This window comes from Stenotrophomonas sp. YJH_SMC_120 (assembly GCF_059368675.1).
The window spans coordinates 45,878-71,945 of record NZ_JCAFRY010000012.1; the positions used below are offsets into that span (position 1 = coordinate 45,878).

Here is a 26,068-nt window from a genome sequence, read left to right on the forward strand (position 1 = left end):
CAATCGCCAGAATCACCAGCAGCACATGCCATTGCTTCCAGCTGGGTTTCGGCTTGCCAGGCGTATTCATCGGCGGCCTCCTGTGTATGCCGGGAAAGGAGCTGCCAGACTGAAGCGAAACGACATTGCACAACGTCGACGCGACGTGCACTCCCCGTGCAGGACAGCGGCCAAGGGCGCGCGAAGATAACGCGTCCATAACGCAGTTCAAATGTGAGCGGGATGTTAGGTTCCTCTCGATTCCGGGTAACGGAATGCAGACCGGTCGTAGCGCCGCGCGCATTGCGACCACACAACGGATTTGGAGAGAGAAACAATGCACTACAAATACACTCTGCTTTCGGCAGGGATCGGCGCCGTGTTGGCTGCCGTTTTCTCGCCGGCTGCCAATGCACAGGACGACGCTGCGAAGTCTCCGAAGAACCTGGACCGCATCCAGGTGACGGGATCGGCGATACGCAGCGTGGATGTGGAAACCCAGCAGCCGGTGCTTGCCATCTCGCGCAAGATGATCGAGCAGCAGGGCTTCACCACCATCGCCGACGTCCTGCAGAACCTCACGTCGGCCGGCGCACCAGCGCTCTCGCGTTCGCGCACGCTGTCGTCCGGCGAAGACGTCGGCGGCAGCTACGCAAACATCCGCAACCTCGGCGCCACCCGCACCCTGGTGCTGGTGAACGGCAAGCGCCTGGGCGCCAGCACCAGCGGCCTGCAGGACCTGAGCCAGATTCCGATGAGCGCGGTGGAGCGCATCGACGTGCTCAAGGATGGCGCCTCGGTGCTCTACGGATCCGACGCCATCGCCGGCGTCATCAACATCATTACCCGCAAGAGCGTCGAGGGGCTGGAGCTTTCGGCGCAGCATGGCCAGTTCAGCCAGGGCGACGGCAAGGACAGCACGTTCTCGCTCGTTACCGGCGCGCGCGGCGAGCGAGGTGGCTACACCTTGGCCCTGGAATACCAGAAGGCCGACCCGGTGTTCGCCCGCGACCGCTGGTTCTCCAAGCATGGTGGTTCGGGGCCGGGTTATCCGCGCGCGGGCTGGAGCGACCTCAGCCAGAACGGCTCCTGGTGTGACCCGGCGCTTTACGACTGTGCCACCGGAAATTCCGTGTTCAAGACACTCAATCGTGGTGGCGACCCGAAGAACCCGAACGATTACCATCCGATCACGCCGGCCGAGTATTCCAACGGCAACGAGCAGATGCATGTGCAGACCGGCATCGAGCGCCGGTCGCTGTTCCTCAGCTCCGACTATGCACTGAGTGACCAGATCACCTTCACCACCGATATCGGCTACAACGAGCGCATCTCGGACCAGCAGATTGCCGGCTACCCCTACGAATCGACCAAGTTCGGGACGCCGCTGGCTGGCAACAGTGCGTTCAACCCGGTCGGCCATGACATCGCCTTCAACCGCCGCCTGTGGGAGCTTCCGCGCACGACCGAAAGCAAGCTGAAGTCGCTGCGCGTGGCACCGACGCTGTCGGGCTACTTCGAACTGGCCAGCAAAACGTTCGACTGGGAGGTGGGCGCGCTGTTCAACCGCAACGAGGTGACCAAGACCGGCCGTGGTGACATGAGCCTGATCGCCTCGCGCCAAGCGCTGGGACAGTCCTTTGTTGATGGCAACGGTGTAGCACGCTGTGGCAGCGCAGGTGCACCGATCGCCGGCTGCCTGGCCTGGAATCCGCTGCTGCCGTACGGCGTTGCTGGCGCCGGCTCGCTTGCCGACCCGGAACTGCAGCGCTTCCTGTTCCCCACGTTCACCGATACCGGCATCACCAAGACCCGAAGCTACTTCGCCAACATCTCCGGCCCGGTGCTGGAACTGCCGGCGGGCGAGCTCTCGGTGGCGATGGGCTACCAGTACCGCAAGGAAGAAGGACGCTACGTTCCCGACGCCTTTGCCCAGTCGCGCCAGAGCACTGCACTGGGGGCACAGACCACTGCAGGCGGTTACAGCCTCAATGAAGTCTTCGCCGAAGTGAATGTGCCGGTGCTGCGTGACCTTCCGTTCGCCAAGGAGCTGACCGTCAACGTTGCGGCACGCTATTCCGACTACAGCAACTTCGGCAGCACCACCAACACCAAGGCCAGCTTCGCCTGGCGCCCGGTCGAGGAGCTGATGGTGCGCGGCACCTTCGCCGAGGGCTTCCGTGCTCCCAGCATCTCCGACCTGTATGGCGGCCTGGGCACCAGCTTCGAAACCTACGTGGACCCCTGCGGCATCGGCGCCACCAACAGCGTCAACGGCAACGCGGCCTGCAACGCCGCCGGTGTTCCGCGTGGCTACGAGCAGCTGGCCCAGGGCCTGAAGCCCTGCACCAGCTACCCGTGCGCGACCCCGAACGAGTTCACCACGGGCTCGAACCCGAACCTGCGCCCGGAAGAGTCCAAGAGCAAGACCGTCGGTGTGGTCTGGAGCCCGCGCTGGGTCAACGGTCTGGACATCAACCTGGACTGGTACAGCTACAAGATCACCAACATGATCATCGAGGACAACGTCGATCGCATCCTCCGTGACTGCTACGTGCTGGGCAATGCCTCGCGCTGCGGCAGCGTCAAGCGTGCCGTTGATGGCCACATCACCAGCATGTTCTACGGCCTGACCAACCTCGGCGCGATGAAGACCGAGGGGTGGGACCTGGGCATCCGTTACCGCCTGCCGGAGTACGCGTTCGGTCGCTTCACCCTTGACCTGCAGAACAGCTACGTCTCCAAGTACGACGAGGAGAAGCAGAACTCGGCCGGTGACACCATCATGGACGGTCGTATTGGACGCCCTGGGGTGTTCCGCCTGCGGTCCAATCTCGGCGTCAACTGGCAGCTGGGCAACCTCTCGGCCCAGTACACGGTGCGCTACTACTCCGGGATGATGGAAGGCTGCATGCCAAACCGGCCCTGCACCGCGCCCGAACGCATCGCCAACGGCGAACCGGATGCCGTGCGCAGGGTCGGCTCGAATGCGTTCCACGACATCCAGGTCAGCTACAGGCTGCCCTGGGATGGCACCGTGGCAGTGGGCTCGAACAATGTGTTCGACCATCGCGGCCCGATCATGTTCTCCAAGCCGCAGAGTTCCTTCCCCTACTACGGCGGCTTCGATATCGGCCGCACGGTGTACGTGAAGTACTCGCAGCGCTTCTGACCGTAGCGTCCGTGCACGTGGCCGGCGGAAGGGGAGTTCCGCCGGCCACGCCGCACACAACCTCCACCCAATCTCCACGCTACTTCGACCCAATCTCCAACATCCCCGGCAACACTGGCGCAACGGCAGCAGATGGAGCAGGCAAGCGAGGATCGCCCGCGCGGCATCCACCTCGCCCGACCTCTCCGGATTCACCACTGAATGCGATGGACCACCCCCTCCCCGCTGCGGGGATGAGGCTGGTCCAAGGGAAGCAAGCGATGACAACGGCAGTACACAGTGGCTTGACCGATCTGGTCATGGATGCGCAGCGCTACCTGCGCCGGATCCTGCCCGGCCTGGCCTCGGTGGTCGGCCCCGTGGCTGCGGCACGCTTCATCCCGCAGACCATGGCCTCGCGCTATCACATCGCCGAGCTGACCCTCTATGGTGAAACGCCGGCGATGTTGGCAGTTCCACGCGTCCCGGGCGAATCCAGCAGCCGCGTCATCCAGGATGTGAAAGTGCTGCGCTCAGCAGCAAAGGCCATGGTGCTGTATGTCTCGCCGTACCTCACCCCCACCCAGCGCAGGTTCCTGGTCGAGAACCATATCGACTTCGTGGTACCGCACAACCAGCTGTACGCCCCCAGCCTGGCGATCGAGTTCCGCGATGCACCCGACCACGAGAAGAAGGCGATTTCGCTGCTGCCTTCGGCGCAGGCCGTGCTCATCCACGTACTCCTGTCCGGCCAGGCACGCTGGTGGTCACCGCGTGAGGTCAGCCGTGCTGCCGGATACACCTCGATGACCGCGTCGAGGCTCTCCGCTGAACTGGTCGGTCGCGGACTGGCCGAACGCTCCACCGGCGGACGCGAACGCTTCCTGAGACTCGCCGGCAGCCGCGGCGAGGTCTGGGCGAGAGCGCAGCCGTTCCTGCGCTCCCCCGTGCTGAAGGAAGTGGAGGTCTGCTGGGAACAGGTCGCCGACATTCTGGCCCGACATGCTCAATCCGCCCCCCAGGCAGGGACGGAAGCAATGCTCGCGGTGCCGTCGAAAGACCACGGCATCACGCGCGCCCTGTACATCGATGCCTGGCGGAAGCTGGGGGCACTGCCTGCAGCCGGCCGCGACTGCACGCGCAGCGGAACGTTGCAGATATGGTCGTATCCGCCTGCCTTCACCGGTAGCGGTGACCGCGTGGACCCGCTGTCGCTGTACCTGGGCCTGCAGGGCAAGCGCGGCTACGACGCCGACGCGCTGGAGCAGGAGGTGGAGCAGGCGCTGTGCGGGACGACACGCCACGGCTGAGGTCCGCGCGGGTCCGGCCCGACCGCGTCAGGACGCTTCGCCCCCACTCGCCATCGTCGCGCGCTTCGCTGCGTACTCGGCGAAGACCACACCGGATACCGCCAGCACGCCCCCTGCCAGTACCCAGCCACTGAGCGATTCACCCAGCAGCAGCACGGCCAGTGCGGCGGTCACGATCGGCACCAGGTTGAAGAAGCCGGAGACACGCGCTGCGCCCAACCGTGACAATCCGGTCATCCAGGTCAGTGGGGCCAGGATCGACGCGCATACTGCCGCAAACCCGATGCAGCCGACCGCGGTGAGATTGTTCACCCCGGTACCGACCAGCAGCTGCGCCGGCAACAGGATCAGCGACGCGGCGGTGGCCTGCAGGAACAACGATTCCAGCACCGTCAGCGGGATCTTCCAGCGCTGCATCAGCACATTGTAGGCGGCAAAGGCCAACGCACCGATCAGCATGATCGCATCACCGCGGTTCACGCCCTGAGCGGCCAATCGTGCCAGGTCGCCCTGCGAGACCACCGCCGCCACCCCGACAGTGGAAATCACCGCACCGGCAATGGAGTTACCGCGCACCGGATGGCCCATGAACACGCGTGACAACGCCAATGCGAGCAGTGGAATCAATGCCTGGATCACGCCCATGTTGGTGGCCGAGGTGAAGTGCGCCGCATAGTACGCAAGGCACTGGTACATCACCCCGCCCAGGCACCCCAGCACCAGGAAGCGGCCAAGGTTGGCACGCACGGTCGGCAGGTTGTTGCGCAGCCGCGGCAGCGCGAAGGGCAACAGGACAATGGCCGCCACCAGCCAGCGGAAGAAACCAATATCGATGGGACCGACCGCGCCCGAGGCCAGCTTGGTCACGATGGTATTCGCGCCCCACAGCAGGCAGGCAAGGATTGGGAAGAGGTAGTTCAAGAGCGTGGGTGTACGTGGGGGAATGGCCAGCGTACGCTTGGCGCATATCGAGGACATCCTGAAAATGCGTCACTCCGACCCCGGGTTGCGGCAACCGATGGAACCCATCCCCACCTTCCGCCAGCTGCCCGGTCCGGTCTACTTCCGGCAGGGTGCGATGGAGCCCACCGACTGGGGCACGCACAGCCATCCTTGGGGCCAGTTCAACTTCGTCGCACAAGGGGTGATGGAGATGAAGATCGACGGCGAGTGGATGGTGTCCCCGCCCCATTACGCGATCTGGATCCCACCGGGAATGCCCCACTATTCGCGCAACCGGTCGCGGTTGGCCTATCGCTCGGCCTACCTGTCGCCGGCGTTGTCACGCCGCCTGCCCGAGCGTTGCAGTGCGCTGGAAGTCAGCCCATTGCTGCGCGAGCTGCTGCACGAGCTGGCGCGACAGGGCGTGACCGATCCGCGGACGCCGGCCCAGCGGCGCATGGCCGCCGTGGTGATCGACCAGATCCTCAATGCCGCAGTGCTGCCCAGCTTCCTGCCGATCGCCAGCAGCGATGCCCTGAAACAGGTGATGGCGTACATCGAGAAGCACCTGTCCGCAGCCGAGTCGGTCGCCGATATCGCGCAGCGGCATCATATGAGCGTACGCAAGCTGGAGCGCATGGCACGCAGCGAGCTGGGCATGTCACTCGGTGACTGGCGCGGTCGGGTGAAGTTCGTGCGTGCCACCGAAGCGCTGTGCACACGCCGGCCGATCAGCCGGATTGCCGAGGAGCTGGGCTACTCCGGCGTCAGCGCCTTCGCAGAGATGTTCAAGCGGCACGCACAGTGCACGCCGGACCAGTACCGGAAACTGCATCGGGCGGGGTGAAGAGCGCATCGAGGGGTGTCGATTTCCGCCCTCGTCGTTCGTCGGAACAGAAGAGACAGGCCTTCCCGCCTGCAGGAGCGCCGCGATGTCCCCCATCCTCACCGCCTTTGCCACCTCCCCCGACCGCGGCCAGGGCCTGGCCCGTGACATGCGCGTGCGCTGGGCGCTGGAGGAACTGGGCGTGCCCTATGACGTGCAGCTGCTGACCTTCGCCGAAATGAAGCAACCTGCCCACCTGGCGCGGAATCCCTTCGGACAGATTCCCACCTGGCAGGAGGGCGACCAGGTCCTGTTCGAATCCGGCGCGATCGTCCTGCACCTGGCCGAACAGCATGCCGGCCTGCTGCCCGTCGGTCCGGATGCACGCATGCGCGCAGTCATGTGGGTGTTCGCCGCGTTGAATACGGTGGAGCCACCCATCGTCGAGCGCTCGATGGCCTGGGTGCTGGAGCGCGAACAGCCCTGGTATGCACAGCGATTGGTGATGCTGGACGAGCGCGTGCGGATGCGTCTCTCGCAACTGTCCGCGTGGTTGGGCGCGGCAGCGTGGCTGGACGGCGGGTTCAGCGTGGGCGACCTGATGATGGTCTCGGTACTGCTGCGCCTGAAGAGCAGTGGCCTGCTCGACGAGTACCCGCTGCTGGTGGCCTATGTGGCACGGGCGACGCAGCGTCCCGCCTATCAGCGCGCGTTTGCTGCGCAGTTGGCGGTATTCCAGAACGGGTAGTTCCACGCCATGGGTGGAAACACTCAGCGCAAGCTGCGCCGGCAGGCGGCCTGCACCAGCATCAGCTGCGCTACCAGGATCAGCATCGCGCAGCCTGACAGCAGCCACGGGTCGATGTACCACTGCGCGTGGAGACTGAAATCACCGGCGGAAATGCGCTTCCAGCCATTGAAGTGCTGCATCGCTGCAACCGCGAACGCGAAACCGCCCGCTGTGTACGACAACCAGGGCACGATGAGGCTCCCCGGCCGCGCGAACAATGTCAGCACGCCCAGCACACCGATGACAGTGCGTTGTACGCGGCAGTATGGGCAGACATAGGCCATCCCGCTCCATTCCACCGCCCAGGCCAACAGGCTGACCAGCACGGCCACGCCTGCGGCTGTGTACAGGACTTTCGGCGTGATCGTCATGCCACCCTCGTGTGCCATCCGGTGCTCCTTGGTTGAAAGACCCGGGCAGGGTAGCAGTGCTGCAGCCTCATCCCTTCTTGATGACAGTCCGCTTGCCGATGGTGCTGGTCTTGCCAGCGGTCGGCCTGGCCAAACCAGGAATCAGGAAATCGGTGGCCTTGTGGCCCATCGAGACCTTGGACGCCAACCAGCGCGGCATGCGCCCGCGACCGGTCCAGGTCAGGCGCTTGTATTCCGGGTCGCGATACTTGGGCGCGACTTTGCCGGATTTACGGCGGGCGGGTTTGCGGGCGGGCGCAGGTGTTTCCGAGGCTTCGCCACCGAAGAGTTCTTCGAGGGTGTAGCCGGCTTCGGCCGCGGCAGCCTTCAACATCCGCCGCACCGCGCTGGCCGGACGGCGGCTGGAAATGAGCTGTTTCCGCTGTTCAGCGGCAACCACCAAGGCGCCCAGCTCCCGAAGGCTGAGCGATTCAATATCGATCGTCATGATGGAAAGGTGTCCTGCGGCCGGCCAGCTGTCAAGCCGCCTTGCCCGGTACGTAGACACGGGCTTCACTGCCGGTGGGCTCCGATCGCCTTCGGCAGCCATCTCCGAGGACTTCGACGTGAGCAACTCATCGCATTCGCTCGCCTACCTGCTTGCGCGCATCCTGCTGATGGCGCTGTTCCTGGTGTCCGGCATCGGCAAGCTCGGCGACCTCAACGGTACCCAGGGCTACATGGAAGCGATGGGGGTACCCGGCATCCTGCTGTGGCCTACCATCGCCTTTGAGATCGGCAGCGGCCTGTGCATCCTGCTGGGCTTCCAGACCCGGCTGGTATCGATCGTGCTGGCAGGCTTCAGCCTGGTCACCGCCTTCATCTTCCACCACAACGTTGCCGACCCGACCCAGCAGATCATGTTCCTGAAGAACCTGGGGCTGGCTGGTGGCTTCCTGCTGCTGGCCTGCACCGGGGCAGGGCGCTACAGCATCGATGGGCGTGGGCGGCGCGGATGAGCACGCGGCATGCCGCCATCATCCCCTGCCCACGGGCTGGACGCGCTGCAGACGCAGGTTGCGCCATGTCGGCTGGGAGCTGCGGAAATCCACCGCTTCGCCATCGCTGGTGAACAGCAGGCCTGGCTCCACTTCAGTGACCAGGCGGATGCCATCGATGTACAGCCAGCCCTGTCGCTGCTCCAGCACAACGGACATCGACGGTTTCCCCCATTGGTCGATGCGATAGCGCCCCAGCCAGGGTCGCCAATGGGACGCCTGCGGCCCGGTGGACCCATCGATGGGATCGTTCTGGTCCAGGCCATCCTCGCCGTTCGTACATTCCAGGTGCGCCGGCAGCCTCTCCGTCGCCGCATGGTAACGGTACGTCGCAACCTCTCCATCGGTGTCCGCGGTGAACAGTTGGTCGCCGTCGATGGCCGCAAACCGTCTGCCCACAGCTTGCGCCCCACGATGCAGTTGCAGTTCACTGCTTCCGGCAACCACGATCTTCGCCTTGCCGCTGCGCCCTATCCAGTCTCCCGCCATCCGCTGCATCTGGTCCTGGTTCAACCTGATCGGCGCCAGGGACGATAGCGGCACACGCGGCTGACGGGGCCCGAAACGCGCCGACAGCAGCTGATCGATCAGACGCTCGCCGATGCCGTACCCCGCGGACGTCGCGCGGTTGAACATCGCGGCGAATCCAGCGTTGGCCTGCCTGCAGTAGGTGAACACGCACCCGAATCCGAAGCCTCCGCCGCGATGATGAAGCAGCCGCACCGGCGTACTGCCGTAGAGCCGTTCGCTGCGCATTACGCCGAGCCCGTAGTCACCGCCCAGGCCGAAGCCATGCATCTCGTCCCAGAGATGGGGCTCGAGCAGCTGCTGCGCGCCGGCTTGGCCGCCACCGAGCAGGAAGCCAAGATACTTCGCCATGTCGGCGGCACTGGTCCAGACGCCTCCCGACACCACCAGCGGTGTCACCGGCGGCACCTGCGCATGGCCGTCCTGGGTTCCCAGTGCCCGCCACTTGCTTGCCAGGTAGACCGACGCATCGGCCGTACTCTCGTGCATTCCCAGTGGCTCGAAGATCCGGCGCTGCAGCCAGGCCGGATAGCCGATGCCCGCAACCTGCTCAAGGACATGACCGGCAAGGTCGAAGCCCAGGTTGGAATAGCGATAGCGCGTACCCACCGGAAAGCGCAGCCATGTCTGCGAGATGCTGCGGACGTGCGCATCAAAGCCCGGTGACGCCGGTTCGTAATTGTTGCCCAGCGGCGCCTCGTGCGTGAATCCCGCGCGATTGGCAAGCAGCAGGCGCAGGGTGATGCGCTCCTGCGGGGAATGCTCGAAGCGACTGCGCACCGTGAACGACGGCAGATAGCGGGTAATGGGCGCATCCAGATCAAGGATGCCGTCCTGCACGGCCAACAGCACCGCCACCGCCGCGAAATTCTTCGAGGTGGACTGGATGCTGAACATCGTACTGGCGTCTACTGCTGCACTACCGTGACCCGACGCGTACCCGAAGCCCTCGAGCCAGCGCACCTGCCCGCCTTCGACCAGGCAGACGGCAGCGGCACCGATGCCGCTGCCTTGCATGGCGGAGCGGATCACGCTGCGCTCCGCTTCGATCAGGTTCCCGGTGGTGACGGTGGGCTGCGCCGCCGTGGCAACACCGGTGGGCATGAGCGTGGCCGCCGGAACAGCCGCGACATTGGCCAGGAAGGCGCGACGACTGAGCGTACCAGGCATCAGATCACTCCACTTCGGGATGCCGCCATCTTCCCGCCAGCAGAAATGGCGGGGCATGTGTCATTCGGCACAGAGTGCGGTGATCGACGGTGCTGCGCCTTCGCCGGCCGAGCAGGCCTCAGCCCGGAGGGTCCGGCAAGCGGATTCCCTGCGCCGAAACAAAGGCGCGGGACTCGCTCCAATAGGCCTGTGGCGGTTCCCGCAACTCTGGTCGCGCCCAGTAATCGTCGCCATGCAATACGCTCATCACATGACGCCAGCCATCACGCGGATCATGAACCTGAAATCGACCACGATGATGGCGGGGACGATACGCGTAGTGGCCGAGCGCCTCCTGGCGCGCTTCATCCGGCGAACGACCCGCCTGATGGACCAGCGTCCATGCACGCATGTGGCGCGCATGCGCGAGCGCGCCAAGGTACTCGTCCTCATCCAGCAGTGGCACCTGCTCACCGCGGGCCAGGTGCAGTGCGTCCGATTCGGCTTCGTAGTCCAGCGACGGCTGCGCCAGTTCCGGGTGCCGGTGCCAATACCCCTCGCCCTTTACGTGCAGCATCGCCCAATGCCACGGCTCATCGTGGAAGATCAACGCGTGCTCGTACTCGCGGCCGGGGCTCTGGTCGGGATAGCGTTGGCGTGCCTGTTCAAGTGCCAGCGCCTCGGGCACCTGTCCATAGTGGACCAGGCACCAGGCAAACAGGTGCCGGCTGTCTTCGATTTCGTTGGTGAAGTCTTCCACCGGCGTATCGGTGCTGGCCATGGTCGATCCCTGTGTGCGGATCAGATGGTACCGACGCTGCAGGTCGCGCTGGGGAGCGATGAGACCTGCGACCGGTCAGGCGAGGTCGGTTGGTGGGCCCACCAGGATTCGAACCTGGAACCAAGGGATTATGAGTCCCCTGCTCTAACCGTTGAGCTATAGGCCCGGCGCAGCGTCACAGTGTAGTGGAGGCCGCGCTCGATCGGCTACCCGGCAGCAGCAAGAGCCTCAGCCACATGCCCCAACCGCTTCTCCGCCACGTCCGCAAACCAGACCTGCCGCCGCAGGTGCGCGTGGAACAGCGCCACAGTCCTCCTGGTCTCTTCCAGCCCCTTCTGGTTGTCCGCCGCCGAAGCCAGCAAATAATCCAGCACCAGACTGCGTCAGCAATGCCAGCGTCGCTCTTCGGGCAAATCCCAGTGAATCCTCGCGCTCGTCGCGCATCACATCTTCCCAATGCAGTAGCGGCGCAAACGCGCAGCCGTTGAGAAGACCTGCTGGATACGTCATCGCAAACAGCAGCTGGCTCGACTCTACAGAAAGCACACACCCCCCAAAAAGAAAAACCCCGCACCAGGCGGGGTTCCTCTCAACGCTTCAACAGCCGCTGGAAATCAATCGATATCCAGGAAGCTGCGCAGCTGCTCCGAGCGGCTCGGGTGACGCAGCTTGCGCAGGGCCTTCGCTTCGATCTGGCGGATGCGCTCGCGGGTAACGTCGAACTGCTTGCCGACCTCTTCCAGCGTGTGGTCGGTGTTCATGTCGATGCCGAAGCGCATGCGCAGCACCTTGGCTTCCCTCGGGGTGAGGCCGGCCAGCACGTCGCGCACGGTTTCAGACAGATTGATGTTGGTGGTGTTCTCGATCGGGGACTCCACGTTGGTGTCCTCGATGAAGTCGCCTAGATGGGAATCCTCGTCGTCGCCGATCGGGGTTTCCATCGAGATCGGCTCCTTGGCGATCTTCATCACCTTGCGGATCTTGTCTTCCGGCATGTCCATTTCCTTGGCCAGCTCCTCCGGCGTAGCCTCGCGGCCGTACTGCTGGAGCATCTGGCGGGAAATGCGGTTCAACTTGTTGATCGTCTCGATCATGTGCACCGGAATACGGATGGTGCGTGCCTGGTCGGCGATCGAGCGGGTGATCGCCTGGCGGATCCACCAGGTGGCGTAGGTCGAGAACTTGTAACCGCGGCGGTACTCGAACTTGTCCACGGCCTTCATCAGGCCGATGTTGCCTTCCTGGATCAGGTCGAGGAACTGCAGGCCACGGTTGGTGTACTTCTTGGCGATGGAGATGACCAGGCGCAGGTTGGCCTCGACCATTTCCTTCTTGGCCTTGCGCGCCTTGGCTTCACCGTAGGCCATGGCACGGCTGATTTCCTTCAGCTCTTCCAGGTCCAGCTGGGTCAGCGTCTCGATGTCGATCGTCGCCTGCTGTTCGGCAATGATCTGGTCCTTCACTTCGCGCAGCGCCGAGGACCACTTCTGCTTGCGCTTCAGTGCGTCTTCCACCCACTCCAGGTTGGTCTGGTTGCCTTCCCAGGAACGGATGAAGTCCTTGCGCGGCATGCGGGCGGTAACGGTCGCCAGGTTCAGCACGCGGCGCTCATGGGCCTTGATCGACGCCATGGTGTCGCGCAGCTGCTTGGTCAGCACATCGGTCAGCGGCAGCGGCAGCTTCAGGGTGACGAACACCGCCGACATTTCTTCGCGCAGGCGCGGCAGGTTCTTCTTGTCGCCCTTGGTCGCGGCCTTCTTGAAGGCGTTGAAGGCATCGCTCAGCGCCTGCATACGCGCGGCGACTTCCTCCGGATCCGGACCGGTCGGTGCGGCTTCTTCATCGCCACCGTCGACATCGTCGTCCTCGTCCTCGTCGCCTTCGGCGTCCGCATCGGCGCTGTCATCGGCAGCGACCGCCGGCGGCGCCGGCTCTTCGTCGACCAGGTCGTTGAAGCCGACGATCACTTCGGCCAGGCGCTTCTTGCCTTCCTTGTGGGCTTCGTAGTCGTTCAGCAGCGACTCGACCGAAACCGGGAACTGGCCCAGGGCCGCCTGGACCTGCGAAAGGCCTTCCTCGATGCGCTTGGCGATGGCAATTTCGCCTTCGCGGGTCAGCAGCTCGACGGTGCCCATTTCGCGCATGTACATGCGCACCGGGTCGGTGGTACGGCCACCTTCGGTGTCGAGCGCGCTCAGCGCAGCGGCAGCTTCTTCAGCCGCGGTGTCATCGACTTCGCGGTTGCCGGTGTTGCCATCGTTGAGAAGCAGGGTTTCCACATCCGGCGCAACTTCATGGACATCGATGCCCATGCCGTTGATCATGCCGATGATGTCTTCGATCTGTTCCGGGTCGACCATGTCGTCCGGCAGATGGTCATTGACTTCGGCGTAGGTCAGGTAGCCCTGTTCCAGGCCCTTGCTGATCAGTTGCTTGATTTCGGATTGGGCAGGACGTTCGTTGGCCATGTAGTGCTCGCGCCACCGGCAGGGAGAAATAGGGAACGTAGCATTATACCAGCCCGGGGCCCTGCCTGCCGGGCGGTGGTCCCGCAGGCTCAGGGCCGGAGAAGGAAGGTCACGGGACCGTCATTGACCAGGCTGACGACCATATGGGCACCAAATCGGCCCGTTTCCACCCCTGGCGCGTGATTTTCACGACAGATCTCAACAAAACGGTTGAACCCGCGTTCAGCCTCTTCCGGCGGCGCGGCCGTGGTGAAGCTCGGCCGCATGCCCGAACGGGTGTCGGCGGCCAGGGTGAACTGGCTGACCAGCAGCAGGCCGCCGCCGGTATCGCGCAGCGAGCGGTTCATCTTCCCGGCCTCGTCGGCGAATACCCGGTAGCCCAGCAGGCGCTCGGCCATCCGCCGCAACTGGGCCTCGGTATCGCCCGGCTCCATGCCGACCAGGGCCAACAGGCCAGGGCCGATCTGCCCCACGGCCTCATCGTCGACATGGACGGCAGCCTGGCTGACACGCTGGATCAGGACGAGCATCGTGGGCTTCCAATGAACAGGGCCGGCCACGATAGCAGCGCCCTTGGCTAAACTGGCGCCGATGAATCCGCAACGCAAAGCCCGGCTGGTCTACCGCGCCACCACCCTGTTCGCCCGCCTGCCCTGGCCGCTGCTGCGGGCGTTCGCGCGCGCCCTGGCGTGGGCGTGGATCGCCCTCGATGCCCGTGAGAGCCGCGTCACCCGGCGCAACCTGGAACTGGCCTACCCGGAGCTGGATGGCGCCGCGCGCGACCGCCTGCACCGTGATCTGCTGCGCTCCACCGCGCTGCAGGCCATCGAAACCCTGCGGCTGTGGAGCCAGGCGCCGGCCCACAACCTGCGCCTGCACCTGAAGCAGCGCCATGGCGAGGCCCTGTACGACGCCGCCCTGGCCAGCGGCAAGGGCGTGATCGTGGCCGCGCCGCACTTCGGCAACTGGGAGCTACTGAACCAGTGGCTGGCCTCGCGCGGGCAGATCGCCATCGTCTACAAGCCGCCGGAGGACGAGGCCAGCGATGCCTTCCTGCAGCTGGTGCGCGGCGGCCAGAACGTACAGCAGGTGCGCGCCGAAGGGCCGGCCGTGCGCCAGCTGTTCAAGGTGCTCAAGGACGGCGGCGCCACCGGCATCCTGCCCGACCAGCAGCCCAAGGCCGGCGACGGCGTGTTCGTGCCGTTCTTCGGCGTGCAGGCGCTGACCATGACCCTGGTCAACCGGCTGGCCGAACGCACGGGTGCCACCGTGCTCTATGGCTGGTGCGAACGCATCGGGCCGGACATGGAGTTCGCCCTGCACATCGAGCCGACCGACCCGGCCGTGGCCGATCCGGACCCGCTGGTGGCGGCCACTGCCCTCAACGCCGGCATCGAACGCATCGCCCGCCGCGACCCGGCGCAGTACCAGTGGACCTACAAGCGCTATACGCTGCGGCCACCGGGCAGTAGCGAGGAAGACCCGTACGCAACTGAGGAACACCCCCACTGACGGCCGCCTGCGACCACTGGCCGCACCACGTTGAATACGACGCCGGCGCCCCCATAGAGACTGCGATGTCCGCCTCCCCCGGTCCTGCCATGCCTGCTGCTTCTTCCCTGTTCGGCGATCCGGCCGCGATCCGCTGCGAACGCGCGGTGGCCGAACTGCGCGCCGGTCGTCCGGTGCTGCTCCACGATGGCCAGGGCCAGCGCCTGGCGGTGATCGCGCTGGACAGCGCCACGACCAGCAGCTTCGCCGCCTTCGCCGCTGCCGCCCGCGAGCGCCATTACCTGTTCCTGACCGCCACCCGCGCCCGCGTGCTCGGCGTGGAGGCACCACAGGGCGCGCGCCTGCCGCTGAGCGGCGTGGCCTTCGAGGCCCTGCCCTCGCTGGGCTACCTGCGCGAACCCGGGCCGATGCCCGAAAGCTGGAGCGCCGGCGACGCCTTCGATGCCGGCGCGGTGGAGCTTGCCCGCCTGGGTCTGCTGCTGCCAGCGATGGTCGCGGTGCGCCTGGACGTCGATGACCACACTTTCGACGGTGCGGCCGAGGTGGCCCTGTGCGACCTGGCCGAAGGCGCAGCACATGCGGCCCACGACTACGAACTGGTGGCGCGTTCGCCGGTTCCGCTGCGCGACGTCGGCATGACCACCTTTGCAGTCTTCCGCGGCGGCGTGGCGCAGCGCGACCAGGTCGCGATCATCGTCGGCGAGCCGGACCTGTCGGCAGTGGTGCCGGTACGCGTGCATTCTTCGTGCCTGACCGGCGATCTGTTCGGTTCACTCAAGTGCGACTGCGGCGACCAGCTGCGGCGTGGCCTGCGCAAGCTGAAGGACCTGGGCGGTGGCGTGCTGCTGTACCTGGACCAGGAAGGCCGCGGCACCGGCATCGCCGCCAAGATGCGCGCCTATGGCTATCAGCACGACGGCCTGGATACCATCGACGCCGATGCGCAGCTGGGCTTCGGTGCCGACGAGCGGCGCTACGGCAGCGCGGTGGCGATGCTGCGTGGCCTGGGCATTTCGCGCGTGGCGCTGCTCAGCAACAACCCGACCAAGGCACAGCGCCTGCGCAATGCCGGCATCGAAGTGCTGGACTGCATTCCGGTCACCGGCGAGATCACTGCCGAGAACGAGAACTACCTGCGCACCAAGGCCGACCGTGCCGGCCACCTGCTGGATGTCGATGCGCTGATCCAGGCTGCCCAGTAACGCAGCCGACCTGCTACCGTCTGCGCGGTGCGGCCACGGCCGCTACCGCCCGCCCTGCTGCCTGACGGAGCCCGCGTGACCGACGCCACGATTCCCGCACCACCCGCCACCGACTGGCAGTCACTGCCGCAACGTGCAGCCCGCCTGGCCGCACTGGAAGGTGCCTTTGGCGGCCTGTTCGTCCCGGGCCTGCCACTGGCGGCAGCGGCGTGGTTCTTCGATCTGCCCGGTGGCCTGTGGACCGCTGCAGCCGGGCTGCTGATGGGTGTGGCTTTTGGTGGGTGGCTGGGCCGTCGACGCCTGGTCCGCACCCGTTGGCGGCTGGACGCACAGGGCCTGGGCCTGCGCCGCGACCTCATGTGGCAGCTGGAGACGCGCATCCCGCTCTCGCGGGTGCAGCATCTCGATCTGCGCCGGGGCCCGCTGGAGCGCCGTGCCGGCCTGGCCACGCTGATCGTGCACACCGCCGGCACCCGCATGAGCGCGGTGACCGTGAGCGGTCTGGACCAGGCCGACGCCGAGCGCCTGCGCGACACCCTGTCCCACCAGCTCGACCAGGACGCCGACGCCCTGTGAGCCTGCCGCCGCCCCTGCCTGCACCGCTGCCCGCCGGTACCGAGGACCACCGCCTGCACTCGTGGTCGTGGCTGTTCGTGCTGCTGATGCAGCTGCGCCACTACTTCCTGCCACTGGTCGCGCTGCTGGTGTTCGGCCAGCGCGGCGACCGCGATCCGATGTGGGCGCAGCTGATTCCGCTGACGGCAATTGCCGCCCTGGTCCTGGTGTCGGTGATGCAGTACCTCAGCTACCGCTACCGCATCGGCAGCGATGCGATCACCGTGCGCAGTGGCCTGTTGGCGCGCAACCGCCGCGAGATCCCGTTCGCCCGCATCCACAACGTGGAAGTGCGGCAGAACCCGCTGCACCGCCTGTTCGGCGTGGCCGAGCTGCGCCTGGAATCGGCCGGCGGTGTGCGCCCTGAAGCGGAGATGCGGGTACTGAAGCTGGACCAGGCACTGGCGCTGGAACGGCTGGTCCGCCAACGCGGACAGACGCCGCAGGCCAACGACGCCGTCGATGCACCGCCCATTGCCGACGTCGACAGCGAACGCGTACTGCTGCGACTGTCCAGCTGGGACGTGGTGCGCATGGGCCTGCTCTCCAACCGCGGTTGGGCGCTGGCGGTGGCCGCGTTCGGCGTCCTGTTCCAGACCGTGCCACGGCCGGTGATGGACGATGCCATCCAGCGCGGCGGCCGCGAGGCCTTCGGCTATGCCAGCCACCTGCATCCCGGCGTGACCGGCGCGTTGCTGCTGGCGGCGGCGGCCCTGCTGCTGGGCTGGCTGGCGCTGCGCGTGCTGTCGGTGGTGCTGACCCTGTTGCGTTACCACGGCTTCACCCTCGTCGAGCAGGACCGCCGCCTGACGGTGTCGGCCGGGATGCTCAGCCGCACCCGCAGCAGCGTGGCACGTCGCCGTATCCAGGCCTGGACGCTGCGCGAAGGCACCCTGCAGCGCTGGTTCGGGCTGCGCCAGCTGCGCATCGACAGTGCCGCCGGTGGCCCTTCGCGTGATGAGGACCGCGCCCTGCGCGAACTGGCGCCGCTGGCAACCCGCGAGCATTGCACGCAACTGGTGCAGCACCTGCTCCCCCAGCTGCACTGGCCACCGGCGCAATGGCAGTCCATCCCGCAGCGTGGCTGGTGGCGGCTGTGCCTGGGCGCGCTGCTGCTGGTGCCGCTGCTGGCCGCCACCGCGTACTGGCGCTGGGGCACGTGGGGCCTGGTCGTGCTGGCCTGGCTGCCGGTCGCGTTGTTGGTCGCACACCGGCAGATGGCACGCATGGGCTGGTATCTGGACGAGCACTATGTGGCCGTGCGCGGCGGCTGGTGGAAACGCTGGTGGCGCTGGGCCGAGCTGGACAAGGTGCAGGGCCTGCGCCTGCAGCGTTCACCGCTGGACAAGGTGCTGGGCACCAGCAGCCTGCAACTGGATACCGCCGGTGCGCATGGCGACGTGGCACTCACCCTGCACCATCTGCCTCAGGCACAGGCACAGCAGGCGATGGATCAACTGGCGGCCGCGCTGGCGCGGCGCAAACTGCGCTGGTGATGCGGGGTCGGATCCCGGCCTGAATCAGGTAGTGCCGGCCGCTGGCCGGCAACTGCACATCCCCCAGTTTGCCGGCCAGCGCCCGGCACTACCGCGAGCAGGGCCAGCGAGGCATCATCGCTGCGAGGGGCCCCAATAGCCCAGGTCCCTTCGGATCTGCAGATCGCGCACCCAGCTGCCGAGAGGCTTGCGGCGCAGCGCACCCATTTCACCGGACAGGAAATCCTCGGTGGCCGCGATTACCCGCTCGCTGGACAGGCCGTCGCGGTACGGATGGATGGCATCGGCGTAACGCACGATTTCCGCCTGCAGCGCGGCGTCCGGATGCAGCGCGTGCTGCAGCATCGCCGGCAGCTGTGCCGGGTCGTCGAAATCAATCATGTGCGGCTTCGGCACGCGGTTGCGGAAGGTCACCACCGGCTTGTGCTGGACGATGAACTCCGAAACGATCGACGAGGTGTCCGACACCAGCACATCGGCGGCGCGCTGCGCGGCCATCACCTGCTCCGGCTCGATGAAGCGGGCATTGGCACCGGCCAGCGCGCGATAGCGCTCGAACAGTTCCGGCGGACATTTGGGATGCAGGGTCAGCAGCCAGTAGCGCCCACCGGCAGCGATATCGGCGGCGATCTGCGCATGCAGGTGCGGTGCCGCACTCAGCCGCTCGGTGAAGGTGGAACCAAACAGGATCACCGGGCGATCGCCGGCCGGCGCGCGCAGTGCGGCGCTCTCGCCACCGTCATCGCGGAACAGCGGGTCCAGCTTCGGCCAGCCGGTCTCGGCCACCGCGAAGTGGCCCTGCTGGGCCGCGATCTCGCGGAACGGTGTGGTGGTGGCCGGCCCCTGCGTGCAGTACAGGTCGAACATGCCGCGCACCCGGAAGTGGCCGCGCGCGCTGTCGCGCTTTTCCACGTTGAAGCCATGGAACAGCTGCACCTTGGCCCCCGAAAGGAAGGTCGGCACCCAGTTGGCCGCGCTGAACACCGCCCGCGGGCGCATTGCCAGGGCCTGCTTCAGGCCGACGTTGGCCACCCCCGGCAGGCTGCTGCCGGCCGCGCCGCCTTCGAACCAGGCCGCAACCTCCTGCCCGGACGCGTGCAACGCCTGCGCCAACGGGGCGAGAATAGGCAGCGCATAGCGCTCCGTCGCAAACAACAGGTACCCGGCCATCATGTCCTCCACGACCGCTCCCATCGAACGGCCTCGCATCTCGGCGTGCATTATCGCGTTCAACGAGGCCGGGCGCATCGGCGACTGCCTGGCCTCGCTGGCCTTCTGCGATGAGATCGTGGTGGTGGACTCGCAGTCCACCGATGCGACCGTGGCCATCGCCGAGGCTGCCGGTGCCCGCGTGCTGCAGCGTCGGTTCGAGGGCTTCCGCAGCCAGAAGGCGTTCTGCGTCGAGCAGGCCAGCCACGACTGGGTACTGTGCCTGGATGCCGACGAGCGCATCAGCCCCGAGCTGCGTGCGGCCATCGAACAGGCCCGTGACGGCGGCTTCGCCGGCCACGCCGGCTACCGCTTCGCCCGCCTGTCCGAATACTTTGGCAGGTTCCTGCGCCACGGCAATGCCTACCCGGACCGGGTGATGCGCCTGTTCGACCGTCGCCAGGGTGGCTGGCGCGGCAAGCGCGAGATCCACGAGGCGGCCAGCGTCGATGGCAGCGTCGGCACCCTGCGCGGCGATCTCATCCACTATCCCTATCGATCGTTGCAGCAGCAGCTGGCCAAGACCGAGAAGTATGCGCGGATGATGGCCGAGCACGAGTTCGCGCGTGGCAAGCGCGCCACGCTGGGCAAGCTGGTGCTGGCGCCGGCCTGGCGGTTCTGGCGTGGCTTCCTGTTCCGCGGCGGTTTCCGCGACGGCTGGCACGGCCTGGTCTATGCCTATGTGCGTGCCAACTACGTACGGCAGAAGACCATCATGCTGTGGATGCTGGGCAACGGCCAGGCGGTGGCCGATCCTCCAGCCCCTGTGGAACGGCCCTGAGCCGGCTGTGTCACACTTGCCGCGCGTTGCCTGAAGATCCCCCATGAAAATCCTGTACACCAACTTCCACTATGGCGACGGTGGCGGCCACACCACGTACATCGTGTCCCTGGCGCGCGCCCTGCATGGCCAGCACACGCTCCATGTCGCAGCCCCCGCCGACAGCCGCCTGCTGCGCACGGTGGCCGAGGAAGGAATCGCCACCCCGCTGCCGATGGCCTTTGGCAGCGGCCTGCCGACCTTGCCACGACAACTGGCCGAACAGCATGCGCTGCGCCGGCTGGTGCGGGACGAGGGCATCGACCTGGTCCACGTCAACGGTGCTCGTGATCACCGCTTCGTGATGCAGGGACTGCTCGGCATGCGCCGCCCGCCGATCATCCTGACCAAGCACAACAGCAAGCCCACCCGTACGCTTGGCAATGCCTTCAGGGCCCGCTGGGCCACCGACCGCGTGATTGCGGTTTCGGCACACACCGGGCGCCTGCTGGAGCAGGGCCCGTACCGGCGCTGCCCGATCGATGTGGTCCGCAACGGCGTCGACCTGGACCGCTTCGCGCCGCTGCCGGCCGACGCCGGCCAGGCAATGCGGCAGCAATGGACGCAGGACCCGGATGCGCTGCTGCTGGTCAGCAACGCCGGCACCGATGACTACAAGGGCTGGATCGACCTTGCGCAGGCCATTGCCCTGCTCCCCGACGCGATCCGGCCGCACGTACACATGGCGGTCGCAGGTCACCTGCCCAACGCGCAGCAACGCGCGCAGGTGCAGGCCCTCGGCGATGTCGCCGCGCAGGTCCACTTCACCGGACTGCTGGCCGATACGCGCCCACTGATCGCCGCCGGCGACGTCGGCTTCGTGCTGTCCAACGACATCGAGACAATTTCCTTCGCCTGCCGCGAAATGATGGCCAGCGCCAGGCCGATGCTGGTCAGCGACTACGCGGGGCTGCCGGAAAACATCGAGCAGGGAGTCGACGGCTGGGTCGTGCCCACCCGCAACGTGGCCGCCATCGCCGCACAGGTGCAGGCGATGTATGAACAACGCCAGGCGCTGCCGGCGATGGGCATGGCCGCCCGCCGCCATGCAGAGCGTGAGTTCGGCCTGCAGACCTTCGCCGGGGCGACCCTGGCCAGCTATCACGCCGCCTTGGCCAGCACCTGAGCCACATTGCCCGAACGCTCAATCGGTAAGGCCGGGCCCCTGCAGGCGGCGCTCGTGCTCGAGTTCCGCCGCCGACGGCCGGCAGGTGCCGGCGACCGCGTCGGCAGGCACCAGCCACCAGCGGCGACGATTGGAAATGCCCGCCATTTCGGCCTGCGCACGGTCAATGCAGGCCTGCATCGCATCTTCGTTCACCAGCAGCCAGCGGTGCTGCGGAACCAGCCGCTGCCAGCGCACGGCCGCCTGCAGCTGTTCATGCCAGCGGTTCTCGAATCCAAAGGTCGCCGCGCGGCGGTCCGCCATCAGCAGATTCTGTTCCTTCCAGGCCACCAGCCCCAGTTCCGCGCCTGGCCCGAGACGCGTGCCGACGTCACGCATCAGACCACGCGCGGAGCTTGAATCATTCAGCAACGGGTAGCCGAGCAGGCCGTAGAGCACCCAGGCCACGGCCAGGGTCGATAGCAGCGCCAGGTGGCTTCGACGCCAGCCGGTCACCACCAGGCTCAAGCCACCCCAGAGCCCCATCGCCAAGATCGTCCACGCCAGTGCATCGGTCGCGCCGGGCGGCAATCCGCGTCCATGGGCAAGGTTCACCTCGAAGCGCGGATCACCCAGCAACGCGAGCGCCCCGACCAGGCTCAAGCCCAGTGCCAGCAACGCGGCAAACCCTCCCAGCACGCGCTGCACATCGCGCCGCTTCAGCAGCCCGGGCAGCAGCGGCGCCAGCGCCAGGCAGAACATCGGCAGCGCCGGCAGGATGTAGACATCACGCTTGCCCTGGGGAATCGAGAAGAACAGCACGACCAGCAACCACCACGCCAGCGGCAGCAGGTAGCGTGGATCGCGGCGGCACAGGCGCCGCCGCCACGCCGGGATCGCCCATGGCAGCGCCAGGAACGCGGGTATCCACATCGTTGGCATGACACCGAAGAAGTACCACCACGGCTGGTGATGGTCCCAGGACTGCGTGTAGCGGCGGGCCGTCTGCCGCACCAGGATGTCGTTGATGTAGCCGCGGTACTCGTCCGATCCGGTGCCCAGCGCGGCCAGCAGCATCGGCGCCAGCCACAGCGATATCGCCAGCAGGAAGGCCAGCGGTGCCAGCCAGAAGCGGCCATCGCGCGCGTGCAGGGAAACACGGGGCCACTGCAGGGCTGCTGCGATGGCCGCCGGCACGATCATCAGCAGCGCCAGCATGCCCACGCCCTTGGTGATCACCCCGATACCGGCAAAGAACCAGCCCAGCCACCACCAGCGCCAGGCCGGGCCCAGCAGCAGGTGGCGCAGCAGGCCATAGTTGGCCAGGGTGATGAACAGCACCAGCAGCGGATCGATCTGCGCCTTTTTCGCCTGGAAGGTGAACTGCAGCGCGAACAGCAGTGCCCACCCCGCGCAGAGCCCGACCTGCCGCGTCCACAGCCGGCGCCCCAGATCGACCACGCACCACAGCGTGCCCAATGCGGCCAGCAGCGAGGGCAGCAGGAAGGCCACCCGCCAGTGGCCAACCAGGCCATACAGCGAGGCCTGCCACCACATCAGCATCGGCGGCTTGTCCGAATACAGCTCGGTACCGCGATGCGGGAACAACCAGTAACCGCTGTCGACCATCTGCCTGGCCACCAGCGCGAAGCGTGGTTCGTCAGAGGGCCACGGATCGCGGAGACCGAGCCCGGCCCCCAGCACCAGCAGGGCCACCACCACGAACAACCACGTCTGGCGCGACGCGTGGGTCTTCAGCATGGGACTCGAAACGGCAGCGGGGGGTCAGGCTGCTTTTATCAGACGCGCGTAGAAGAAACCGTCAGCATCGTTGTCACCAGGCAGTCGCTGGCGTGCCACGCCTTCGCAATCCACGCCGAACGCATCGCCCAGCGGCTGCGCCACCGCGTCCGGGTGCCACTTCAGGAACGCACGCACCTGATCGATGTTCTCGGCGCGCAGGATCGAGCAGGTGGCGTACAGCAGCACGCCGCCGGGGCGCAGCATCGACCAGCAGGCTTCCAGCAGGCGCGCCTGCACGCCCACCAGTGCATCGATGTCCTCGGCGCGACGGTGGAACATCACATCCGGCTGGCGGCGGATCACGCCCGTGGCCGAACATGGCGCATCCAGCAGGATCGCGTCGAACGGCACGCCGTCCCACCACGAACCGGGATCGCTGGCATCGGCGACCAGGGTCTGCGCATGCTCGCCCACACCGGTGCGGGTGTAAGTGTCACGTGCACGGGCCAGACGGCGCGCGTCGATATCCAGCGCCAGCAGGCGCAGGCTCGGGTCACGCTCCAGCAGATGCGCCGATTTGCCGCCGGGTGCCGCGCAGGCATCCAGCACGCGGGCACCGGTCGCGGGTGCCAGCGCATCGGCCGCGCATTGCGCCGACAGGTCCTGCACCGACAGTGCACCATCGCCGAAGCCCGGCAGCTGGTTCACGGCAACGGGGGTCGCCAGGCGCAACGCATCGGCGCACAGTGCAGTGGCTTCAGCGGCAATGCCGGCCTCGGCCAGCGTCGCCAGGGCCTTGTCGCGACCGCCGTGCTGGCGGTTGGCACGCAGCCACAAGGGCGCGGGTTGCAGGCTGGCGCTGAAGATCGCTTCGGCCTGCGCCGGCCAGTCGCGTTCGATCGCATCAGCCAACCATTCCGGGAAAGCGTCGCGCGCAGGCTGCTCGGGGAACCCCTCGCGCTGGGCGCGGCGCAGGATCGCGTTGACCAGGCCTGCCTGGCGCTCACGGCCCAGCGCGCGCGCCGCATCGACCGTAGCCGAAAGCGCTGCGTGCGCAGGCAGTTCGAGCACGTCCAGCTGGGCGAAACCGACCATCAGCAGCGTGCGCAGGTCGGCATCGCGCGCCGACAGCGGCTTCTGCATCCAGGCCTGCAAGGCCGCGTCATAGGTGCTGCGACGGCGCAGCACAGCGAAACACAGGGCTTCCAGCAGCGCGCGGTCGCGGCTGTCGGCCAGCTTCGGCAGTGCCCAGGCCAGTTCGGCCTTCAGCGAACGGCCACGGGTGAACACCTGTGCCAGCACGCGTGCGGCCAGCATGCGCGTGGCCGCGCCCGGTGCCGCCTTGGCGACGGAGAAATCGTTCTGCTTGGACACCGCTTATGCCCCCACGCGCAGGTCGCGGCGAGCGTTGAGGTAATCGGCAGCGGTGATCGCCTTGCCGCCTTCACGCTGCAGCACGCGCAGGCGCAGCGCGCCTTGGCCACAGGCAATGTCGATGCCGTCGCGGCCGGCGGCCAGCACGGTGCCCGGCACCTGACCGTGGTCTGCCTCCAGCGCCACCGCGCCATGGATGCGCACGCGTTCGCCAGCCAGCGTTGCCTCGGCGATCGGCCACGGATTGAACGCGCGCACGGTACGCGCCAGCGCGTCGGCGTCCTGCGCCCAGTCCAGCCTGGCTTCGGCCTTCTCCAGCTTGTGCGCGTACGTCACGCCCTGTTCCGGCTGCGGTCGCGCGATCGGCTTGATGCCCGCGCGCAGCAGGCCCAGGCCATCGGACAACACCTGGGCACCAAGCTCGGCCAGCTTGTCGTGCAGCTGGCCACCGGTATCGATAGCGGCGATCGGCAGCTCCTGGTGCAGCAGCACCGGGCCGGTATCCAGGCCAGCCTCCATCTGCATCAGGCACACCCCGGTCTTCGCGTCACCAGCCTGGATCGCACGCTGGATCGGCGCAGCGCCGCGCCAGCGCGGCAGCAGCGAGGCATGCACGTTCCAGCAACCATGGGTCGGGATGGCCAGTACTGCCTTGGGCAGGATCAGGCCATAGGCCACCACCACCATCAGGTCCGGCTGCAGGTCGCGCAACTGCTGCTGGGCGACCGCGTCCTTCAGCGACTCCGGCTGGTAGACCGGAATGCCACGGGCCACGGCTTCGAGCTTGACCGGCGAAGGCGCCAGGCCACGGCCTCGGCCGGCCGGGCGATCAGGTTGGGTATAGACGGCCACGACCTCATGGTGGCGCGCAGCCGCGCGCAGCGACGACACCGCGAATTCCGGCGTACCGGCAAAGACAATCCTCATGGCTACCCCACTTGCAGGATGGATTCGTGCAGGAAAGAAAACGGCGCCGTCGGCCGGCGCCGTAGAGCCCGCGCGAGCCGCGCAGGCACGGGCCACCCGAAGGGTGGCCCGGATTGGCGATCACGCCACGTGCTTGCGCTGCTTGGCCAGCTTCTTGCGCACCATCTCGCGCTTGAGCGGCGACAGATAGTCGATGAACAGCTTGCCGTCCAGGTGATCCATCTCGTGCTGGATGCAGGTGGCCAGCACGTCACCAGCCTCCATCTGCTGTTCCTGGCCGTTGCGATCCAGGTACTTCACGGTGATGGTGTCGGCACGGGTCACGTCGGGGAAGATGCCCGGAACCGACAGGCAGACCTCCTGGTACACCCGGCCCCCGTCCTTGGCGACGATTTCCGGATTGATGAACACATGCGGTTCATTCTTTTCTTCGCTGACGTCGATGACCATGAAGCGCTTGTGCACGTCCACCTGGGTGGCGGCCAGGCCGATGCCCGGGGCGTCGTACATGGTCAGGAACATGTTGTCGATCAGTTCCTGGAAGGCCGGCGTGGTGACTTCGGCAGCTTCGATCAACGCGGCCTTGGTACGCAGGCGCGGATCGGGGAACTCGAGAATGGGGAGAAGGGCCATGGCTGTTTCCGGATAGGGGGCCGGCACGCCGGCATACGTCGCAGATTCTAGCTCCAACGCTTGCCTTGCGCCCCGGTTTCTGGACTATAGTGCGCGGACC

The 26,068-nt window shown here is 66.7% G+C and carries 23 protein-coding genes and 1 tRNA gene; 11 read left to right on the forward strand and 13 right to left on the reverse strand.

What is annotated here, in order from left to right; translation table 11 throughout:
• Nucleotides 1–316: 316 nt before the first annotated feature.
• Both AC5P60_RS14475 and AC5P60_RS14480 read left to right on the forward strand, forming a co-directional pair.
• The gene (locus AC5P60_RS14475; protein WP_495201767.1) at nucleotides 317–3,151 is read left to right on the forward strand and encodes a TonB-dependent receptor; all 2,835 of its coding nucleotides are present in this window, start codon (nucleotides 317–319) and stop codon (nucleotides 3,149–3,151) included.
• Between the two features lie 260 nt (nucleotides 3,152–3,411).
• Nucleotides 3,412–4,440, forward strand: coding sequence for a hypothetical protein (locus AC5P60_RS14480; protein ID WP_111151323.1), 1,029 nt, complete (start codon nucleotides 3,412–3,414; stop codon nucleotides 4,438–4,440).
• A gap of 27 nt (nucleotides 4,441–4,467) precedes the next feature.
• On the opposite strand, the gene AC5P60_RS14485 is transcribed toward AC5P60_RS14480, so the two are convergent.
• Nucleotides 4,468–5,418, reverse strand: coding sequence for a DMT family transporter (locus AC5P60_RS14485; protein WP_483693871.1), 951 nt, complete (start codon nucleotides 5,416–5,418; stop codon nucleotides 4,468–4,470).
• 7 nt (nucleotides 5,419–5,425) lie between these two features.
• Between AC5P60_RS14485 and AC5P60_RS14490 the strand changes: the two genes are divergently transcribed.
• Together AC5P60_RS14490 and AC5P60_RS14495 are read left to right on the forward strand one after the other, a co-directional pair.
• A complete protein-coding gene (locus AC5P60_RS14490; protein WP_049404131.1) occupies nucleotides 5,426–6,229 on the forward strand; it encodes an AraC family transcriptional regulator in 804 nt (267 codons plus the stop codon).
• An 85-nt stretch (nucleotides 6,230–6,314) separates the two neighbouring features.
• Nucleotides 6,315–6,956, forward strand: coding sequence for a glutathione S-transferase family protein (locus tag AC5P60_RS14495; RefSeq protein ID WP_005411173.1), 642 nt, complete (start codon nucleotides 6,315–6,317; stop codon nucleotides 6,954–6,956).
• A 23-nt stretch (nucleotides 6,957–6,979) separates the two neighbouring features.
• Here AC5P60_RS14495 and AC5P60_RS14500 read toward each other — a convergent pair whose 3' ends face one another.
• On the reverse strand, nucleotides 6,980–7,387 hold the full coding sequence (locus AC5P60_RS14500) for a hypothetical protein (RefSeq protein ID WP_483693870.1): 408 nt from the start codon (nucleotides 7,385–7,387) through the stop codon (nucleotides 6,980–6,982).
• 49 nt (nucleotides 7,388–7,436) lie between these two features.
• Nucleotides 7,437–7,856 carry an H-NS histone family protein gene (locus AC5P60_RS14505; protein WP_049453980.1) on the reverse strand — a complete coding sequence of 140 codons (420 nt, stop codon included), beginning with the start codon at nucleotides 7,854–7,856 and terminating at the stop codon, nucleotides 7,437–7,439.
• Nucleotides 7,857–7,974: 118 nt separating this feature from the next.
• On the opposite strand from AC5P60_RS14505, the gene AC5P60_RS14510 reads away from it, so the two are divergent.
• Complete coding sequence (locus AC5P60_RS14510) at nucleotides 7,975–8,367, forward strand: DoxX family protein (RefSeq protein WP_043034583.1); 393 nt, start codon at nucleotides 7,975–7,977, stop codon at nucleotides 8,365–8,367.
• A gap of 18 nt (nucleotides 8,368–8,385) precedes the next feature.
• Here the strand turns inward: AC5P60_RS14510 and AC5P60_RS14515 are convergent, their stop codons facing one another.
• The 5 genes from AC5P60_RS14515 to dtd form a co-directional block, all read right to left on the reverse strand.
• Nucleotides 8,386–10,161: a serine hydrolase domain-containing protein gene (locus AC5P60_RS14515; protein WP_483693868.1), complete on the reverse strand. Its 1,776-nt coding sequence runs from the start codon at nucleotides 10,159–10,161 to the stop codon at nucleotides 8,386–8,388.
• Nucleotides 10,162–10,222: 61 nt separating this feature from the next.
• Nucleotides 10,223–10,864 (reverse strand): hypothetical protein, encoded by a 642-nt coding sequence (locus AC5P60_RS14520; protein ID WP_049431604.1) that lies wholly within the window; start codon nucleotides 10,862–10,864, stop codon nucleotides 10,223–10,225.
• A 90-nt stretch (nucleotides 10,865–10,954) separates the two neighbouring features.
• Nucleotides 10,955–11,030, reverse strand: a tRNA-Ile gene (locus AC5P60_RS14525).
• Nucleotides 11,031–11,478: 448 nt separating this feature from the next.
• Complete coding sequence (rpoD, locus tag AC5P60_RS14530; protein WP_005411179.1) at nucleotides 11,479–13,332, reverse strand: RNA polymerase sigma factor RpoD; 1,854 nt, start codon at nucleotides 13,330–13,332, stop codon at nucleotides 11,479–11,481.
• An 89-nt stretch (nucleotides 13,333–13,421) separates the two neighbouring features.
• Nucleotides 13,422–13,862 carry a D-aminoacyl-tRNA deacylase gene (gene dtd / locus AC5P60_RS14535; RefSeq protein WP_005411180.1) on the reverse strand — a complete coding sequence of 147 codons (441 nt, stop codon included), beginning with the start codon at nucleotides 13,860–13,862 and terminating at the stop codon, nucleotides 13,422–13,424.
• A 61-nt stretch (nucleotides 13,863–13,923) separates the two neighbouring features.
• Between dtd and AC5P60_RS14540 the strand changes: the two genes are divergently transcribed.
• The 4 genes from AC5P60_RS14540 (at nucleotide 13,924) to AC5P60_RS14555 (ending at nucleotide 18,157) form a co-directional block, all read left to right on the forward strand.
• Nucleotides 13,924–14,844, forward strand: a complete 921-nt coding sequence (locus tag AC5P60_RS14540; protein WP_483693948.1) for a lauroyl acyltransferase — start codon at nucleotides 13,924–13,926, stop codon at nucleotides 14,842–14,844.
• Nucleotides 14,845–14,909: 65 nt separating this feature from the next.
• Nucleotides 14,910–16,046, forward strand: a complete 1,137-nt coding sequence (gene ribA / locus AC5P60_RS14545; protein WP_033834003.1) for a GTP cyclohydrolase II RibA — start codon at nucleotides 14,910–14,912, stop codon at nucleotides 16,044–16,046.
• A gap of 75 nt (nucleotides 16,047–16,121) precedes the next feature.
• Entirely contained in the window at nucleotides 16,122–16,622 is a 501-nt protein-coding gene (locus tag AC5P60_RS14550; protein ID WP_231522795.1) for a PH domain-containing protein, read from the forward strand.
• A complete protein-coding gene (locus tag AC5P60_RS14555) occupies nucleotides 16,619–18,157 on the forward strand; it encodes a PH domain-containing protein (protein WP_231522794.1) in 1,539 nt (512 codons plus the stop codon). Before AC5P60_RS14550 ends, AC5P60_RS14555 begins: the two co-directional genes overlap by 4 nt.
• Before the next feature lie 114 nt (nucleotides 18,158–18,271).
• Here the strand turns inward: AC5P60_RS14555 and AC5P60_RS14560 are convergent, their stop codons facing one another.
• Nucleotides 18,272–19,330 (reverse strand): CDP-glycerol glycerophosphotransferase family protein, encoded by a 1,059-nt coding sequence (locus AC5P60_RS14560; RefSeq protein WP_033834006.1) that lies wholly within the window; start codon nucleotides 19,328–19,330, stop codon nucleotides 18,272–18,274.
• Between AC5P60_RS14560 and AC5P60_RS14565 the strand changes: the two genes are divergently transcribed.
• Together AC5P60_RS14565 and AC5P60_RS14570 are read left to right on the forward strand one after the other, a co-directional pair.
• Entirely contained in the window at nucleotides 19,329–20,147 is an 819-nt protein-coding gene (locus AC5P60_RS14565) for a glycosyltransferase family 2 protein (RefSeq protein ID WP_005414597.1), read from the forward strand. The two genes, AC5P60_RS14560 and AC5P60_RS14565, sit on opposite strands and share 2 nt — an antisense overlap.
• Nucleotides 20,148–20,190: 43 nt before the next feature.
• Nucleotides 20,191–21,312: a glycosyltransferase family 4 protein gene (locus AC5P60_RS14570; RefSeq protein ID WP_099473970.1), complete on the forward strand. Its 1,122-nt coding sequence runs from the start codon at nucleotides 20,191–20,193 to the stop codon at nucleotides 21,310–21,312.
• Nucleotides 21,313–21,330: 18 nt separating this feature from the next.
• On the opposite strand, the gene AC5P60_RS14575 is transcribed toward AC5P60_RS14570, so the two are convergent.
• From AC5P60_RS14575 to def, 4 genes are all read right to left on the reverse strand, one after another.
• Nucleotides 21,331–23,052 carry an ArnT family glycosyltransferase gene (locus AC5P60_RS14575; protein WP_483693949.1) on the reverse strand — a complete coding sequence of 574 codons (1,722 nt, stop codon included), beginning with the start codon at nucleotides 23,050–23,052 and terminating at the stop codon, nucleotides 21,331–21,333.
• Between the two features lie 24 nt (nucleotides 23,053–23,076).
• Nucleotides 23,077–24,408: a 16S rRNA (cytosine(967)-C(5))-methyltransferase RsmB gene (gene rsmB, locus AC5P60_RS14580; protein ID WP_483693950.1), complete on the reverse strand. Its 1,332-nt coding sequence runs from the start codon at nucleotides 24,406–24,408 to the stop codon at nucleotides 23,077–23,079.
• A gap of 3 nt (nucleotides 24,409–24,411) precedes the next feature.
• The gene (fmt, locus tag AC5P60_RS14585) at nucleotides 24,412–25,335 is read right to left on the reverse strand and encodes a methionyl-tRNA formyltransferase (protein ID WP_033834010.1); all 924 of its coding nucleotides are present in this window, start codon (nucleotides 25,333–25,335) and stop codon (nucleotides 24,412–24,414) included.
• Between the two features lie 120 nt (nucleotides 25,336–25,455).
• Nucleotides 25,456–25,968 carry a peptide deformylase gene (def, locus tag AC5P60_RS14590; RefSeq protein ID WP_495201768.1) on the reverse strand — a complete coding sequence of 171 codons (513 nt, stop codon included), beginning with the start codon at nucleotides 25,966–25,968 and terminating at the stop codon, nucleotides 25,456–25,458.
• Nucleotides 25,969–26,068 lie beyond the last annotated feature (100 nt).

What these genes read in the sequence shown, in the direction of transcription:
- AC5P60_RS14570 (WP_099473970.1), top strand. Translation starts at nt 20,191, where the DNA reads ATGAAAATCCTGTACACCAACTTCCACTATGGCGACGGTGGCGGCCAC.
- AC5P60_RS14500 (WP_483693870.1), bottom strand. Translation starts at nt 7,387, where the DNA reads ATGGCACACGAGGGTGGCATGACGATCACGCCGAAAGTCCTGTACACA.
- AC5P60_RS14575 (WP_483693949.1), bottom strand. Translation starts at nt 23,052, where the DNA reads ATGCTGAAGACCCACGCGTCGCGCCAGACGTGGTTGTTCGTGGTGGTG.
- ribA (WP_033834003.1), top strand. Translation starts at nt 14,910, where the DNA reads ATGTCCGCCTCCCCCGGTCCTGCCATGCCTGCTGCTTCTTCCCTGTTC.
- AC5P60_RS14560 (WP_033834006.1), bottom strand. Translation starts at nt 19,330, where the DNA reads ATGATGGCCGGGTACCTGTTGTTTGCGACGGAGCGCTATGCGCTGCCT.
- AC5P60_RS14480 (WP_111151323.1), top strand. Translation starts at nt 3,412, where the DNA reads ATGACAACGGCAGTACACAGTGGCTTGACCGATCTGGTCATGGATGCG.
- AC5P60_RS14475 (WP_495201767.1), top strand. Translation starts at nt 317, where the DNA reads ATGCACTACAAATACACTCTGCTTTCGGCAGGGATCGGCGCCGTGTTG.
- AC5P60_RS14520 (WP_049431604.1), bottom strand. Translation starts at nt 10,864, where the DNA reads ATGGCCAGCACCGATACGCCGGTGGAAGACTTCACCAACGAAATCGAA.
- def (WP_495201768.1), bottom strand. Translation starts at nt 25,968, where the DNA reads ATGGCCCTTCTCCCCATTCTCGAGTTCCCCGATCCGCGCCTGCGTACC.
- AC5P60_RS14485 (WP_483693871.1), bottom strand. Translation starts at nt 5,418, where the DNA reads ATGTCCTCGATATGCGCCAAGCGTACGCTGGCCATTCCCCCACGTACA.
- rpoD (WP_005411179.1), bottom strand. Translation starts at nt 13,332, where the DNA reads ATGGCCAACGAACGTCCTGCCCAATCCGAAATCAAGCAACTGATCAGC.
- AC5P60_RS14565 (WP_005414597.1), top strand. Translation starts at nt 19,329, where the DNA reads ATGTCCTCCACGACCGCTCCCATCGAACGGCCTCGCATCTCGGCGTGC.
- AC5P60_RS14515 (WP_483693868.1), bottom strand. Translation starts at nt 10,161, where the DNA reads ATGCCCCGCCATTTCTGCTGGCGGGAAGATGGCGGCATCCCGAAGTGG.
- AC5P60_RS14505 (WP_049453980.1), bottom strand. Translation starts at nt 7,856, where the DNA reads ATGACGATCGATATTGAATCGCTCAGCCTTCGGGAGCTGGGCGCCTTG.
- AC5P60_RS14540 (WP_483693948.1), top strand. Translation starts at nt 13,924, where the DNA reads ATGAATCCGCAACGCAAAGCCCGGCTGGTCTACCGCGCCACCACCCTG.
- dtd (WP_005411180.1), bottom strand. Translation starts at nt 13,862, where the DNA reads ATGCTCGTCCTGATCCAGCGTGTCAGCCAGGCTGCCGTCCATGTCGAC.
- AC5P60_RS14490 (WP_049404131.1), top strand. Translation starts at nt 5,426, where the DNA reads ATGCGTCACTCCGACCCCGGGTTGCGGCAACCGATGGAACCCATCCCC.
- fmt (WP_033834010.1), bottom strand. Translation starts at nt 25,335, where the DNA reads ATGAGGATTGTCTTTGCCGGTACGCCGGAATTCGCGGTGTCGTCGCTG.
- AC5P60_RS14495 (WP_005411173.1), top strand. Translation starts at nt 6,315, where the DNA reads ATGTCCCCCATCCTCACCGCCTTTGCCACCTCCCCCGACCGCGGCCAG.